Genomic DNA, 15,936 nt, shown 5'->3' on the forward strand with positions numbered 1-15,936 from the left:
CCAACTCCGTTAAAGAGAATATCAACTACCTGTTTTCCATGATTAAAAGGGCGGAAGTAGAAGCCGATACGCAGGATTTTATTTCCACAGTGACAGAGTCAGTGGCTCAAGAAGAGACGGCTTTCATTTCAAAAGACAACCAAGCGTTTAGTTATCTTCTCGCTTTACCGGTGGAGGTTCAGCAGCATATTTTAAGTAATTTAAGCTTACGTGAACTGGCCAAAGTACGGGAAACCTGTAAAGAATTAAGGGCCATAGCAGAAGACGTCTTCAATACTCGGTGTAAACCCTCTCATATTATTGCTTTTCTCAGCCAAGCTAATGCGTCTGAAGGGAATCAATTTGTCGTGGAATACCAGCAAACGGATTGCTACAAAATACTGAAGCGAAAAGTATTCGGCGACCAGCAAATGACGAATGAAGAAATCATTTGCTATGCCTTAACGCGTGATAATCATGTATTGCCGAAAGGCATAATTCAGGCTACGAAATCAATAGCGCTCGATGAACAGACCAAAGAACATTTAAAACTCATAGAGCAAGCGGAAATCGCGTCCAGAAATCCCAATCGATACAAATCAGAGTTGCTGAAAATATTTGCTGTGCATGACTCGGGAAAATTTCTCAATCTCTTTTCTGGCATAACTTCACTCGAATTTGATCTCTCCCATCAGAATTTAGCACACAGCTGTTTAGTGAATGCCGTGTTTTCTCGATCGCGTTCAATAAGTAACTTGGAAGGAGCAAATTTCAGCGGCGCTAATCTGCGTTCGGCTCGTTTGAATGATTGCAATTTAAGGGGCGCGAATTTCCGTGGGGCTAATCTTAGTCAGGCAAAATTAAATGGGGCGGTGTTAAAAGATGCCATACTAGACAATGCTAATTTGGCAGGGGCCAGCTTAGCATTAACAGCATTGATTAATGTCGACCTTCGCACAGTGGATCTCTCTCAAGTCAATCTGGAATGGACTTTTTTAAAAAATGTTCGTCTTGTGCCCGAAACAAGCATAGAAACGCCTGAAGCGTTGGAATTATTTTTGCGTGAATTTGAACAGCGTTTTTCAGAGCATAGCACAGGCAGCTTAAATACACTTCGAGCTGCACTGCTAGAGGACTTAGCGCACTTAATTGATGCTAAAAACATCTCATTACGCGAAAAACTCAATTATCTTGAGGTGGTAATAGCAAAATATAATCATACATCGCTAACCAGTGCCTTACTTCCTTTAAAAAATCCTTGTGCTGATTTATATCGAAAAATGACGGAGGGAGAAGACAAAGAACACAGTCGCACAGAACATCCACTTAAGGCCGAGTTTCTTGGCCATGTTCAGAGTATTTTAGCAACGATTGAAAACCTTCCGCCTGTTCAACCTCAAAGCAGACAAAAAACCACACCACCTGTTGGTCCAAGAACCATTAGTGATACCATTTCTCTTAATATAAAACAAATTAACGCATGCTTGGCTAAGGACCCTCACTTAAGGAATGGTTCGCATGTTTGCGAGGCATTTGGTATTGATGAATTCGTGTGGCACCTTATAGTACATGGTACTATTTCTCATTTTCATTGGCCCAGTCAACGCCCGACAGTCATTGATTACCCTTGTTCAGAACTTAATGAAAAACACACTAAACGTTATGCTGGTGAAGTGTTTAATGGTGAACTGTTTGAGGTTAACTTATTGCGAACCATTTGGCCTATGGCATTTGAAACCGAACTATATGGTGAAGAAGATTTTATCATTGTAGGCGAGAATAGGGCAAAGACCATCGTTAAATTAGGGGGATTGTTGTTTCAATATGGACCACGGGATATAGGAAGTATTGAGGCAAAAGTCGACATCATCGATTTTGAAAAACGTCAACTAAGACCCGGATTTAAAATCGATTTGGTACGATACGGTGCATTAAAAATTGAAATGTTCATGCCCCTGGATCCTGACGTGAATTATCGCAGGGCAACAAGCTGTACAGCAAAGATTGAACGCTCCCATTTAGAAATTATTGAAGCAGGGTATTCTCTTAAAAGAAAAATCGTTGAATACATCTTTGCCACACAAAAAGGACGTAATTTATACCTAGAAAAAAGGCAAGATGCGCAACTATCCGAGGAGAAAGAAGAGTTATCAGGCGAAAAAGAAGTAAAGGAAATCCTTTCTTCTGCCCAATCTCAGACTGAAGCTAAAAAGAATATCAATGCCGATCCTATGCTTAAGGTCTCCTCACCACGGGTAGTTGTTGCTTCTGCGGGCCACAATCCACATGCATTTTATCATTTACCAAAGACTCACGAGTCTGAAGATGCTGAACAACGTAGGCATGTTAGATTACAGCGTGGTCCAACCAATGCGCCACAACAAGCGCAGGGTTCTTGTGTTATTAGTTAAGCTCCACCTAAGCGAGACTCGATTGTCATTAGGAGTATGCTTTTTTCCGTGCAATCGAGTCTGGGGCATGCGCCTTTATCAAAAAGTCCCTCTAAATGACAATTTTACTATCCTTAGTCTGAGGCCTTCTATTTTTGAAACGTTTCACGTCAATTGATGTACACTAACCCAATTCTTCAATTCGGATAATTTAGAATGATTACAATCTTCTGCATAATCTAAAGCAGATCGATGCTTAGTATTGCGTTCAGTAGGGCAAATGGTTAACTGCTGGGCTTTGTTCAACAATAATTCAATCACTTTAGCAGTGAACTCATTATCTTCCGATGCAGCCTGTCGCAAAGCTTGATTGTAATTTTTTTTCTGTAAGGTAGCATAAATGATTTGATACGCGTTTTTGTGAGGCGTTTCTTTTAAGGCATCCATAGCCTTCATCAGTGCTCGATGGGCGCGCGAATCCGATTGTGCAAACAAACTCCTGTTAGTGGCTCCTAGAGAAGGCAAGACATTGGAGCGGTCAAGTGCCCTTCCATTTATTTTGTTACAAGTAAAATTAAATCTATTTTGGAGTGCTGTGGCATGCTCATCGCATAATAAAAATACACCTTTGTCTGGATTAACAACTTGCCCACCTATTTTCAAAACCAAGCTCAAAATGTATCGCCTGGTTGCCGTATCTATGTCCCTATCCAACCTAAAGTAGCTTTGCGGGCTCATGCGCGTATTTACACTATTTTTTAACGAATACATGCACTGATCGTCAAACCCTATCACGCTCTTTACCTTGCTTTGTCGGGTCGCATTTTGTCGAAAATTTTCATGATAAGATAAATCAGAGTAAATTGTTTTTAACAAAAATGCATCGAGGGAGGCCTCTTTTTCTCCCATATATATTTTCTCTTCTTTGGAGTAAAGGCTGACTATCAACAATCCATCTTTTCTAAGTAAAGCGGGTATCGCGATACGTAATATTTGCTTTGTACTCTCTTCATATTGCTCAAAAAACTGGGGATGCCTTAACAAAACTAGGTCAAACAAAGGCAGCTGCAGGGAATTTATTAGTTCTGGATTATTTATATCTGCTTCTAGCACTCTAAATTGATGTTGTGAATTTCCAATAGATTGAGTCACCAATTTATTAATTACTTCTGCATAGGGTATACTTAAATCAACCCCAGTATAGTTAACGGCTTTACCGGGAATGGAGCCAATCAAAGTCTCCATTTCATCTTGCAAAACATCCAAATTATGGCCACATCCTATCGATAGAACATTGACTCTCCCTCCTTCCGGTAAAGACTCAAAGAATTCAGGGTTAAGAAAAATGCCCAAGCCTATTTTTAAATTTTTCGGCATCATATCACCACGGTTGGTTCATTGTTTATTAAAAGATTTACCCAATCAAAAGAAGGAAAATAGTTGTTCATTTTAATTTGAGCCCGAACTTGCTGCGAAATAGGAGCCAAATGAGAGTTCTCCGAATTAGAGCCTGAAACAATGCTCTAGCCAATTTTTGATCAAGATTAAATATTAATCGGTCCATTGCGATTTAATAGATGGGCAATTACTGCCTAAACAAGCCGGATTATAATGCAGTTTGTTATAAATTTACCACATCTAATTTATTCTTAGTTTGTGCCTACGATTCAATACATCGACTAGATAATCAAAGATTCATTACCCCACTTAAAATCCCGCGCTACCTTCCCAGCGAACAAAAACGATTAATTTTTCTATAAATCGATTTGAATTATTTTTTTATTTTATGCATAGAATCTTTTATAAAACATAAAGATAGTGTATTTTAGGCAACAATTTTATCGGCATTACAATGAAAACAGGTTAATGGACAGATTCAGTTTAATGCATCTCAGGAGTCGTTATAAATATTTTTGGGATGGTTGGCTCATTACAAAGGAGTGGGTAAATGGCCGTTGTTATAGTTCTTGATTTTGATGGCGTCATAACCAAAAAAAAGACGCGTGGTTTTGTGTTACGTACCCAAATTACCAAAGAAAGAGTACAAGACAATATACGAGATCAAATAAACCTTCGAAACGCTATTAAAAAAGCGTTAGTGAATGGTATTCCTGTTGCAATAGCAAGCCATGCCACAGCTCCAACTGAAAGTACTCTAATGAAAATGAGGCCTAGAAAAAAAGTAGACGATTTTTTATCAGGTAAAGATTTAATTCAAGCCTATCTAGCTGAATTACTTGAAGATGATAAGCTCGTAAATAAAATAATCATTGAAGCCTATCCTGGTCAAAAAACTATTCATTTACAAACAATATGCGACAAGACAGCTTGCCAGCCGAGCGATATTACTTTTTTTGATGATGATCCAACAAATATTTCAACGGCTAAAGCTAAGGGTTATCAAACTATTCTGGTAGAAAAAAATACTAACCTGGCGGATCATATCGATCAAATAATTGAAAATGCATTGGCCTCGAAACAAAATGTAAACGCATCCGAAAAATCAACACTTAAAAGAGACAGAATAGAAAGCCCAGAAACACAAATAAATGAGAGAAATAAAAACCAAAGGCTAGAACTTTCTGATTCCCTGCTTCTTAGGAAGAATGGCATTTTCCCTTTTACTGAGAATCCATCGCCTAGTTTCTTGATTACAGACACCAGAGAGCCGGAAGTGTTCAGCCTTAATTAATACAATTCAATTTATTATACAGTCTACAATAAATTATATAGGGTAAGTATTGATTGCAGTCACCCAATATTCAAATGCACCTAGCGTGAACCTGCGCGTTATAGCCACCAGGCTGAAAAGTTTACCCCCCTTCCCACTGTGCATAGCGTGGCAAAGGACAACTGGCTCAATAAAAATAGATTTAATTCAGGTGCACGAGCACACATATATTTACATAATTAGGTGTTTGTCTCATTTAAATGTTACCGTACAAATGATGGCGTTTGTGCCATTCTTCGATGGATTCTTCGGGAAATTGGGCAAAACAGTGATCCTCCTTGGATTGAGGAACTTCACACCAATTTGCGGCATAGTCTAATAAAATATGCGTTTTCTCAGGTGATTTGGGTAGCGGAGTATCTATTGCCGATGCAAAAGGATAAATCCACTCAGACCATCGTGGATCAAAAATCCATAAACAGCTACCACATTGTTTACAAAAATGTCGCTGACCTTCACTGATTTCTGCAGGATTACCTCGCGCATCTCGTGACATAATGGCCTGATAGATGGATAGAAACTCTTTGCCTGTCACCTTTAAGCTGTCTGCTTTCCCCATGATATTGATGGCATAACCTCCACCGCCAGCCGTTTTTCGGCAGATTGAGCAGTAGCAGTGCATATAAGGATAAGGCGTAGAGGAGTCAACTGAAAAATGCACTGCTTGGCAGTGGCAGGATCCTTTTAATTTCATCTACTTCTCCAAATAAATACTACATCCCGCAGAATAAGACTTTGAGGTTATCTCAAAGACCGTCCCTAAATGTAAAAATTAAAATTATGTCATTAATAAATAAAGCTGCCTATTCTCTATCTTAAATATGTGGGTAGAATGAACCTAGCTGACGTAAATGCGAGTCGGAGTGTATGCCCCAATTAAATTGGCCCACTAGTTATAGATAAAAATACCCAGTAAGGACTAGTAATATGACTATCGAACCAAACGAAATTATATATTCAACATCAAAGAAACGTCGTTGGACAGCCTTTGAGAAGCATCAAATTGTTCAAGAGACTTACCAAAATGGAGTGACTTTATCGTCTGTTGGATGACGGACTGTTTTTGTCGTTGTTGGTTACTGCTTCTTCAGCATTCGGCTTTGATCTGCCAGAAATAGGAGAAGTGAGAAATCGCATACTTTGTGAAAGACTTCCAGATTTTTTAGAAACAAACTTACATTCTTCATTAATGCGAAATGATTTTAAATGTAGACTAGTGCCCTGTAATTCTATTTTTTTTATTGCTTTGGTTAAACTGCCGATCAATGGTTTAATTTTTTTTTCATAAAAAGTAAGAATACTTTTAGGGGGTAAGACAGAATCAAGATACTCCAGTTGACCACCATTCACTTGTTGGGTTTTTGCTCGCCAAAAATTTATTAGATTTAAATAAGAATTGATATCCTGAGCAGCCTTACTTGCAATCACCCCATGTTTTTGCAGTTGTTTTATTAAATCATTCAAACCCTCAGCTTTAATTTGGTGACACATTCCTAAACCATAAAGCAACCATACAAGATTATTATAATATTTAGTTTTGATTGTTGAATGGACTTCTTTGAATGACTTGCTAAAATTAAAACGAAAATGGGATAAGGCAATATCTAATAAATTGTTATACACTTTTTCATTCAATTGAGCTTGAAATGTATCGAATAGAGTGTGATCTCCATCAAGAAAAGTACTCGTGTAAAAATCCATAACTATTTGAATATTAGAGATATCGCCACGCGCCGCTTGGGTGGAAGCCGTTTTTAAGGAGCTAATCATATTTGTCATGTTACTGAAATCAAGATTAAACAAGTTTACTGCCGTATCTATTCGTAAACCTGGTTTAATTGTAAAAGGTATTTCTCCTTTTGATTCAGTTTCACCAAGACTTCGTATCAAAAAATCCAGTAGATAAGCAAGCTTCGTTTTTATTTGCATATAATCAGGATGATTTTGATCTAATAGCAGCACAAATTCTAGGTCTGAATAGGGTAAAATCGTTTGTTTACTTAAAGAACCTAAAGAAACAAGCACGTATTTGATGTCAGTGCTCATTTCTTTAAAGCAATTAAACACAATTTCTTTAAAATAAAGACTTAACTCGCGACAAAATTTTTTTTGTTTACCAGAAAAATTTTCAATTGATAATCCAGTATAAAATCGAGTTCGAATTGCATTGATTTTTGTTGTAATAATTGCTGGATCAATGCCTTGAACTTCTAATGCCAGCTCTTTTTTTAATTGCTGAAATAATTGCTCTATTGATTCTGCAATTTTGCTATGAAGGTTGCTGTCATCGGTTAATTGCTTGGCAATATTGAGAGCTATCAATATTTTTTGATAAACTTGATAGGTTGAAAAAGAAAATGAATTATTAATCTTTATCGTTTCTTTTACTTTTATAGCATATTCAAAATAAGCCTGAGCGACTTGTTTTTGTGTATAAGGAAAATGCTCTGCTAATACGGCCATTGCTTCCAGATACAGCATTAATATTTTTTCATCGTCTTCCTGTAAATCAAAACTTTCAATTTTATTCTTAATTTTTTTTACAATCTCTAAAATAGCTATTTTTTGTGACGCTTCATTATTGTTACTACATAGATTCGCTATTTCATCAATTAAAGCATGAGTAGCTGTAAAAGAGCTACGTTTTAATTTATGTATTTTTTCGCCCAAATTCGTTATTTGTAAGGTTAGCTCTATGAGCGAATCGGACTCTTTATTTTTTGGCATCAAAATCTATAACATTAATAACTCTATTATTAGTATAGCTAGCCTATTGCTATTGCTTCCGCATGGATGTTATCAGCTATATTTGCAAAACACTTAATTTCACTAGAGTGAACAGTAGTTAAAATCATCTTTTTCGAATTTATAATGCCTAAAATGATTCAGTAAAACAGATGGTGATGGGTTTTTAAGACTCAACAAAAACAAGTAAATAATCCTTTGACTGATAATTATTTTTTAGTAGATTCGTCTTCGCTTTTTAAATGTAATTAAAATGGAGATGTAGGATGAAGAAAGCATTTTTATGGCTCTACCCCAAATGTAGGGGAAGAGCCGTTTTTGCCACAGTAAATTGGTTTTTATGACACAAAATCAGCGTAACTGGTTGATTTTAAATAGTGGGCCGTATAGGGGTCGAACCTATGACACAGAGGTTAAGAGCCTCCTGCTCTACCAACTGAGCTAACGGCCCAATAATTTAAGCATACTGGCTTAAGATAAAATTGCAAGAAATTTGATGGGAATTCTCAGGACACTCACTAAGACCTGTGGACAGCCTTTATTGTTTGAACTCTCTCAATCCTTTGACGTTTACATCCACATGACGAATATAGCGCTGAATCAGTTGATTTGCCTGTTCAACGGTTAAGGGTTTGCGCAAAATCCCGTCCATTTCTGCATCTTCGCAATTGAATCCCACTACGGTAGGATCGTGTCCAGTTAAAGCAATAATAGGAACACGATAATTGCTGCCTTGCTCCCTCTTTCGAAGCGTAGCGGTCAATTGATAGCCGTCCCCTTCCTCCAGTGTGAGGTCCATCAATACTAAGTCATATTTACCTGGCTTAAAAATTTCATCGGCTTGTCTTGGCGTTGCGACTACATCGGTCATGCATCTGCAGGACATTAACACCGTTTTTTCTGCTTTCTGGGCAATTACGTTATCTTCAATTAGTAATATTTTTAATGCGTTGATTTGCTTGTTGATTGCCGCATGGGATGAGGAGACATTTAATTTATGACTGTAGCGAAGTTGTGATTTTGCACTTCTTAATTGCGTATTTAATTGTTTTTGCTTGGTCAAATCACGCAACACAACGAGTAATCCAAGGGCATTACCTGATTTATCGGCTAAAGGTGTCCGCGAAATTTCGAAATAAAGAATTGAACCGCTATTGTTAATAATGGCTTGTTCTTCCGTACTGCTTTTACCATCCAACATGACATCAATATCATGCTGCTGAAAATTTTGAATCTGCTGGGAAGTCCATAGTCCCTCTTTACGCATCATTTCATAAATTGCACCTATCGAATTATTCTCGATGCGATCAAATCCGAGAAAGCGTAATAAATTATGGCTGCAATCAATAAGAAAACCATCTTTATCGAGAAGATAAAGTAACTCGCTCATTTTTGAAAAGGCACTGGCATAAATTTGTAAGGCAATGGAATCTCTCATAAGCTTTTCGATAAACCATTTTACTTTAATATAACACATTTAAAACAAATTGGTTATTTTTTGAATACAAATAGTGGTTTCCTGCCTAAAAAACTGGCATGTAACGTGATGAATGATGTGGTATTATTCAGCCCACATGCATTCTGCACGACATAAAAATAGCCCCCATTTTGGCAGACAGGCCAAAGGAATAAAACCATATAGGCTATTACGAATTACATTGGATTACCGACTAACAACTGATGAGAACCATTTTGTTTAAAAAAATTTGCTTAATCTTTTTCTTATTCACTCTAGCAACCTGCAGCTGTTTTGCACAAAAACGAGAAATTGCAATCACTATTGATGATTTACCCTTCGTAGGCGAAAGTAAAAATTTTCATTTAGATATGATTCTCAACTCCATCAAAGCGAATGAAGTCCCTGCGACCGGCTTTATCATCGCTAAAGAAGTTGGAGCCAACAATTGGCAGATGCTTCATAAATTTCGTGAGGCAGGCTTAGGATTGGGAAATCATACTTTTTCTCATGCCAATTTAAATAGAATGAACAGTGACAACTACATTCAGGAGATTGAAACAGCCGATAAAATTTTAGCGCCAGTCCTCACGGAACCTAAATATTTTCGTTACCCTTACTTAGCCATGAGCGAAGGCACAAAGAAAAATAAAGTCCTTGATTACTTGGCTGCAAAAAATTACCAAATTGCCCCGATTACTATAGACAGTAGGGATTTTGTTTTTAATCAGCTTTTACTCGGTGTCCAGCAGAATGAACGGCGTAATTTTCTCAATGTATTAAAGCCTTGCTACTTAAATTTTATTTGGCAACAGACGCTAAAAGCAGAGGAACATAATCGGCTTGCTCATAAACCGGATCAAGCACAGATCTTATTAATTCATGCCAATCTGTTAAACGCTTATTTATTACCCGACATCATCAATCTTTATAAAGAAAATGGTTATACCTTTATAAGTTTAAAAGACGCTTTAAAAACATTTGGAGAGGGCCCTAAACTCGTTAAAAAAGAAAAACCCGATGCTGATTCGCTCATAAAGAAATTTCTAGTATGGGATTAAAGCAGCAGCCTCTTCTCCTCTATCTCGATTTCCTTTGCTTTATTCGCATGAAAATCCACTATTCTGGCGTGATGTTTTTCTACTGTACTGCGATGGCCAATGCTCACAATAGTAGTCTCTTTTAATTGTTGTTTTACCAGATTATAAACATGCTCTTCACCGTTTTCATCCAAGGCAGAGGTTGCTTCATCCAAAAAAAGCCAATCGGGTCTTTTCAATAAGGCCCTTGCAAAAGCGATTCGTTGTTGCTGTCCCGCTGATAATTCCTCCGACCAAGGCAAGCTCTCATCAAGTCTAGGAATAAACGCATCCATTTTCCCGACAATCAATAATGCATTAATGTACTCCTCTTCCGTATAAGTCTCCGTTGGCTCTGGATAAGCTAACACCGCTTTTAAACTCGTATGAGGAAGAGTAGGCTTTTGCGGTAAAAAATAGAGGTGTTTGCCCGCAGGAAGGGATATTTTTCCATCGCCGTATCCCCAAGTTCCCGAAATTGCTTTGAAAAGAGTACTCTTACCTAGACCAGAATCCCCTTTTATTAAAATATGCTCACCCGGTTTTAATTTTAGATTGAGGTTACGCATAATATACTCTGTGCTTGATGCTTGCGGCGGCATAATATTTAGACGCTTGATATTAAGCGACTCCTTATCCCTCTTTTTTCTCACAATGGATTTAGGATTAGCAGCCAACCCTTCTTTTTCGAAGGTGTTTCGTAATTCGCTAATGCGCTCTATGCTTGCTTTATAAGTGGCAATGTTTTCGTAAGCCTCTACAAACCAACTGAATGACAGATTGACTTCCGCAAAAGACATCCCAATCTGCATGAGCTGACCTATCTCGATGAGCCCTGAAAAATAGAGAGGTGCTGCTAGGATATTCGGTAAGATAAATCCTAGTTGGGAATAAAAACTTTGGAAAGCCACTAATTTTGTTTGCGTATCGAGTTTTTTAGTCGCTGTCGTTTTAATTTCCTGAACTCTACGTTCTAAGGAAGATTGATAAAAATTTTCGGCATGCTCTTCGGCAATATTTTCAGCTTCATGGTTCAGTTCGGCTAAATCCTGCCTAAAATCGGCTTCCGCTTTCTCAGTTGCCTTGCTCGCTTCTGGAAGCGATTTTCCTATGAAGTGCGCAGCAAGTGTGGCGACTACGGCAACAATTAAGGCTACCCAAACTAAATAACCCGGTATGATGATATTTAAACCTAGAAGAGTGACAGTGAGTGCACCACCCACTACCCATAAAGTGCCTACAAAGGTACCTAAACTTAAGATTGATTTTAAAAAATCAGTCCCTAAGCGAAGCGTTAATTCGACAAACGCTTTAATATCCTCCTGAATTCGCTGCCCAAGATTATCAATTTCAGAAGAGAATCGTTTTAAATCCAAATAATTATTTTCACTGCCAAATAATTCATTCATTATTTTTTTAGTGAGCCAGCTACGCCAATGAATGGATAATTTTCCAATCAGGTAATTTTTTAGAACATGAACACTCACAAGAGCTCCGAGAATCAAGACAAATTGCCCCATGCTTATTAAAAAAGGGGTCAACGCTTTGGCTGTTAATACAGCCCAGAATCCCGCAGACCACCACGACAAAACGCTCACTAAGGCGACTAAACCCACCACACAAAGGATCGTTCCAATAAGGAGTAACCAGGCAAGTAATTTCTCCTCGGAATTCATAAAATAGTCTTTGACTAAATTCAGTGTTTTTTTCCAAGAATTTTTTATGCTTGTTTTACTCATCGAAGCGCCTCACTAAATGTTCAAAATAAAAACACTTGTTCCAATGGCGATGAATATAGCAATTCGATTTTAAAAAAACAAATATTTTTTTTAATAAAATTAAAAATAAACTTTAAAAAATTAAAGTCGATTGATATTATATAGAGAGGATTCTAAAATATTGCGAACGAGGGTTAATAATGAGTATTTGATTAATGGGAAAAATAATTACACAGTGTCCAGCGTGTAAAAGTTCGAATTTAAATGTGGTCAAAATTGAGTGTTCGGACTGTAACACTCGATTTGAGGGGCAATTTGAAATTTCCGCTTTATTAAAGCTACCGGAGGATGATTTGCAGTTCATTCTTGACTTCGTAAAGTGCTCAGGAAGCCTTAAGGACATGGCCGCTATTCAAAAGGTTTCTTACCCTACCTTAAGAAACCGACTGAATGCGTTAATCGAAAATTTAGAAAACATGGAAATAAAAAAAGAAAACTCTAAAGAAAAAATTTTACAATTGCTTGAGGACGGTAAAATTACCGCTAAAGATGCAGCTATTATGTTGAAACGTTTGTGAGTATAAATAATGATTAAGGAACAAAATCGCCTGTTAGTAATGCTTAAAGAAAATAAAATTTCCGAAGCGGATTATCTGCTTATTTCTGCTGCTTTAAACAAGAAATCTGTTTTTACCAACATTGAAAATTCGCTCTTGATTAATCCCTTCCAAAAAATTGCAGGATTTAGAGCCCTGCTGTTGGGACTATTATTAATGATTACGATGAGCCTCTTAGGAGTTGTCGTTAACATTTATTTTGATGGTAGCTTGGGTTTTTTCTTTCCTATGGGATTAAAAGCCGCAATAAAGCCCAATTTTTTCTTACTGCTTTATCAAAACGCTGCCGCTGTTTTCATTACAGCCTCTCTATTTATGGCGACTGCTCTTTTGTTTAGAAAAAAACGCATTCGGGTCATTGATTTTTTTGGCACGGTGGCCTTGGCTCGTTACCCTTTATTGATTTCACTTCTCTTTACGATGATAGAGAAATATTTAGACCCCTCTCGTTATAACGAAGATATTACAAAGGGGATTGAACTCCATCTTACACTGATAGGTACAATTGGAAACTTAATATTTTTGACTTGCATCATTTGGCAAATCATCACCTATTTTTTTGCTTTAAAAGAAGCTTCCGGTCTTGGAGGAAAAAGCCTGTGGCTTAGCTTTATTATTGCGATTTTATTGAGCGATGTAGCTGGCATTATATTAACTCGTTTATTCTTATATGTTTGATAATTGCCGGTGGCACAGAATAGCCACCTTTATTATCAATCACGCATGAGTGAAGAATTTACAGGGACAAGAGCCTCTTCAAACAAGAGGGAATTACTGTAATTATCCCAAAAAAGATCGATGGAAATAGAGGTCCTGGATAATTAATAGGCTTAGAGCTAAGAAACCTGTGCTCTGCCGCAAAGTGACTAAATAATTAATTTATGCGACATCAATACAATCAAGAATTCCCAAAGGAAATTAATGTAATTCCTATATTTCTTTCGTTATTAATCCATTCTTAATTTTATTTTTCATACTAAACAGCAGGTTATTTATTGATTTGAAAGGAATATTTTCGAATGAAGCAATTTAAAAAGCAACTTCTCGAAGTGGAATTAAAGAAAGCTGGTCTCTTAAAACAATTTATAGGACGTATTTCTTTTGTCCTGGAACTTATACTTGCAGGCACATTGAAAGATATTAAGGATACCTTTAAGCCATACAAGAGCTCATCCCATGTATCACGTGATTTAGTCATGCGGCCTGTTTATGGAATTGCCCATATTAGCTACTGGCCCTATGCTTCTACTTGTTTCACCACTTTTGTTTTTAGGCGGTGCTCTGGCACTTCCATTCACACCCCGTACTGCAGTTGATGCACTGAAAGCAGCCGGTCTCTCTTTTGTAGCAGTAAGCACAATGGCTGTTCGAGGTGCAACTCAAATTTTAGCATGGCCTTTATCAATTTTACGCACACCAATCCGTGGGCTTATTACTTGGTTTAAAGGTTCACCCAAAGTCGAAGATAGTGAGGGAATTAGAAAATTAATTGGGCAATATCAGGAAACCAATGAAAGTCATGATGAGTTGTTGAATAATACTATTTTAGTTAAGACACTGATAATAAAGGCTCAGAAGGGGTTAAAATCCCAAAAGTCAGTGATACCCAAGGATGACTATTTAAAATGTTTTAGTGGTTTTGGTGGCAGGAACGAAATGAGCAAAGTTGGAAATAGAGAAGTCATCACTTTTTTCAAAAATGCGATTGAAAAACGTGATCGGGAAATAGCGCAGGAGAACCTAATGAAGCGAATGGGTTAAAACGCGCAGAAACTCACTCTCTTGAATAAATTCCAATTAATTCACTGAGTTCAAGGATGTGACTTTGCATTGCTTTTAATACGTCATACTTATCCGCTGTTGCACCCAGGTTGAGGACTGTGTCTAAAGCATAGAGTCTGAAAAAATAATGATGAGTACCACTTGGGGGGCAAGGCCCTCGATAGCTGGCTTGCCCCCAACTGTTTTGTCCGGTCACAGCACCCACCGGATTTTCAGCCGCTTCAGAAAGTAACCAGGTATCCGCTGGAATATTAAAAAGGACCCAATGAACCCAATCCCCACTGGGAGCATCTGGATCATCAACGATTAAAACGAAAGATTTTGTATTCACGGGAGGAGACTGCCAAAAGAGAGGAGGTGAAATGTCTGCACCATCACAAGTGTATTGTCGAGGTATCGATGTATTCCCATTAAATGCTGGACTCTCAAGGGTTAAGCTTGCAGCAAAACCACTTACGCTTAAGCAGCTTAATGCAATAAAAAATACCCAAGAATATTTGTTTGTCATCTTTATTCCTTGGCTCTTTTCACTCTCAATAATGATCAATAAGTATTTATCTCATTTTAGAACAAATACGAGAATTTCTTTAGATCCAGTTGCTAAGCATTATTTCCAATGACTTATCAACATTGAGAAGAATAACAATTCCTTTGTGTTTCCTGATTGATCTACTCAGCCGTATTTTGGCTAAGCACGAAGCAATTTAACGTTTTACAACACCAATTAATCAACTCTTAAACTTCTTATTTTGACAATTTAACTTGAAATTTATAGGCAATGGCACCATTTTATAGATATCTAAATCATTTAAATTTAAGGAGGATGCAATGAGTTCATTATTAAAACGCGAATACTTTCCGATGCAGAAGGATTTTGGGAAATTATTGGAGAATTTTTTCAGGGGGCAATTGGACGATTCTTCTTTTGTCGATACTGGAACATGGGCACCGGCAGTGGATATTAAAGAAGAGAAAGATCGATTCTTGGTAGTCGCTGATATTCCTGGGGTTAAAAAAGAAGACATGAACATTTCATTGGAGAATAATATTCTAACACTCCACGGTTCACGCAGCTTTGAAAAAACAGAAAAAAAGGAAGACTATACGCGCATTGAACGCTCTCAGGGCCAGTTTTATCGCCGTTTTAGCTTACCCGAAACGGCTGATGACACCAAAATTAGCGCAAAATATAAGCATGGGGTATTAGAAATCTCTATTCCTAAGAAAAAAGCGGCTACGCAAAAGAAAATCGATGTAAAAATTGATGAATAATTTTGGAATGACGATTTATTCGTCATCTTGCTTTCTTTTTTTAGTAAGGTCTCAATAGTAAATATTCTTCTCTTACATCCTGCGGCTTATCCGCAGGATGTAAGAGCTCAAGACACAGAGCGAGACTTCCTGGATTCTTTGGACAAGCAGCATGTAGAGTTTTTTCC

Annotated in this window: 13 protein-coding genes and 1 tRNA gene; 7 read left to right on the forward strand and 7 right to left on the reverse strand. The window is 37.4% G+C overall.

The genetic code is table 11. The features are described 5' to 3' along the window. On the forward strand, nt 1-2,390 hold a 2,390-nt coding region (locus tag B5D33_RS13515; RefSeq protein WP_176119745.1), incomplete at its 5' end, for a pentapeptide repeat-containing protein. 144 nt (nt 2,391-2,534) lie between these two features. On the opposite strand, the gene B5D33_RS13520 is transcribed toward B5D33_RS13515, so the two are convergent. Further along, nucleotides 2,535-3,749, reverse strand: a complete 1,215-nt coding sequence (locus tag B5D33_RS13520) for a class I SAM-dependent methyltransferase (protein ID WP_115304932.1) — start codon at nt 3,747-3,749, stop codon at nt 2,535-2,537. A 568-nt stretch (nt 3,750-4,317) separates the two neighbouring features. Here B5D33_RS13520 and B5D33_RS13525 point away from each other — a divergent pair. After that, nucleotides 4,318-5,061 (forward strand): HAD family hydrolase, encoded by a 744-nt coding sequence (locus tag B5D33_RS13525; protein ID WP_058450851.1) that lies wholly within the window; start codon nt 4,318-4,320, stop codon nt 5,059-5,061. A gap of 235 nt (nt 5,062-5,296) precedes the next feature. Here the strand turns inward: B5D33_RS13525 and B5D33_RS13530 are convergent, their stop codons facing one another. The 4 genes from B5D33_RS13530 to B5D33_RS13545 all read right to left on the reverse strand — a co-directional run bounded on the left by B5D33_RS13530 (nt 5,297) and on the right by B5D33_RS13545 (nt 9,283). Continuing rightward, complete coding sequence (locus B5D33_RS13530; protein WP_058450852.1) at nt 5,297-5,794, reverse strand: GFA family protein; 498 nt, start codon at nt 5,792-5,794, stop codon at nt 5,297-5,299. Between the two features lie 341 nt (nt 5,795-6,135). Then, entirely contained in the window at nt 6,136-7,827 is a 1,692-nt protein-coding gene (locus tag B5D33_RS13535; protein WP_058450853.1) for a hypothetical protein, read from the reverse strand. Nucleotides 7,828-8,223: 396 nt separating this feature from the next. Continuing rightward, a tRNA-Lys gene (locus B5D33_RS13540) sits at nt 8,224-8,296 on the reverse strand. 87 nt (nt 8,297-8,383) lie between these two features. Further along, the gene (locus tag B5D33_RS13545) at nt 8,384-9,283 is read right to left on the reverse strand and encodes a response regulator (protein ID WP_058450854.1); all 900 of its coding nucleotides are present in this window, start codon (nt 9,281-9,283) and stop codon (nt 8,384-8,386) included. A 242-nt stretch (nt 9,284-9,525) separates the two neighbouring features. Here B5D33_RS13545 and B5D33_RS13550 point away from each other — a divergent pair, with 242 nt between their 5' ends. Continuing rightward, nucleotides 9,526-10,362 (forward strand): polysaccharide deacetylase family protein, encoded by an 837-nt coding sequence (locus B5D33_RS13550; protein ID WP_058450855.1) that lies wholly within the window; start codon nt 9,526-9,528, stop codon nt 10,360-10,362. Here the strand turns inward: B5D33_RS13550 and B5D33_RS13555 are convergent. Continuing rightward, nucleotides 10,359-12,119 carry an ABC transporter ATP-binding protein/permease gene (locus tag B5D33_RS13555; protein ID WP_058450856.1) on the reverse strand — a complete coding sequence of 587 codons (1,761 nt, stop codon included), beginning with the start codon at nt 12,117-12,119 and terminating at the stop codon, nt 10,359-10,361. The two genes, B5D33_RS13550 and B5D33_RS13555, sit on opposite strands and share 4 nt — an antisense overlap. A 194-nt stretch (nt 12,120-12,313) precedes the next feature. Here B5D33_RS13555 and B5D33_RS13560 point away from each other — a divergent pair, with 194 nt between their 5' ends. The 3 genes from B5D33_RS13560 (at nt 12,314) to B5D33_RS13570 (ending at nt 14,476) form a co-directional block, all read left to right on the forward strand. After that, nucleotides 12,314-12,676 carry a DUF2089 domain-containing protein gene (locus tag B5D33_RS13560; RefSeq protein WP_058450857.1) on the forward strand — a complete coding sequence of 121 codons (363 nt, stop codon included), beginning with the start codon at nt 12,314-12,316 and terminating at the stop codon, nt 12,674-12,676. Between the two features lie 9 nt (nt 12,677-12,685). Beyond that, nucleotides 12,686-13,393: a hypothetical protein gene (locus tag B5D33_RS13565; protein WP_058450858.1), complete on the forward strand. Its 708-nt coding sequence runs from the start codon at nt 12,686-12,688 to the stop codon at nt 13,391-13,393. Nucleotides 13,394-13,924: 531 nt separating this feature from the next. After that, nucleotides 13,925-14,476, forward strand: coding sequence for a hypothetical protein (locus B5D33_RS13570; RefSeq protein ID WP_058450859.1), 552 nt, complete (start codon nt 13,925-13,927; stop codon nt 14,474-14,476). A 13-nt stretch (nt 14,477-14,489) separates the two neighbouring features. Here the strand turns inward: B5D33_RS13570 and B5D33_RS13575 are convergent, their stop codons facing one another. After that, nucleotides 14,490-15,005, reverse strand: a complete 516-nt coding sequence (locus tag B5D33_RS13575; RefSeq protein ID WP_065239960.1) for a YbhB/YbcL family Raf kinase inhibitor-like protein — start codon at nt 15,003-15,005, stop codon at nt 14,490-14,492. 320 nt (nt 15,006-15,325) lie between these two features. On the opposite strand from B5D33_RS13575, the gene B5D33_RS13580 reads away from it, so the two are divergent. Then, a complete protein-coding gene (locus tag B5D33_RS13580; protein ID WP_058450860.1) occupies nt 15,326-15,769 on the forward strand; it encodes an Hsp20/alpha crystallin family protein in 444 nt (147 codons plus the stop codon). Nucleotides 15,770-15,936 lie beyond the last annotated feature (167 nt).

Source organism: Legionella maceachernii, from assembly GCF_900167045.1.
Taxonomy (GTDB): domain Bacteria; phylum Pseudomonadota; class Gammaproteobacteria; order Legionellales; family Legionellaceae; genus Tatlockia; species Tatlockia maceachernii.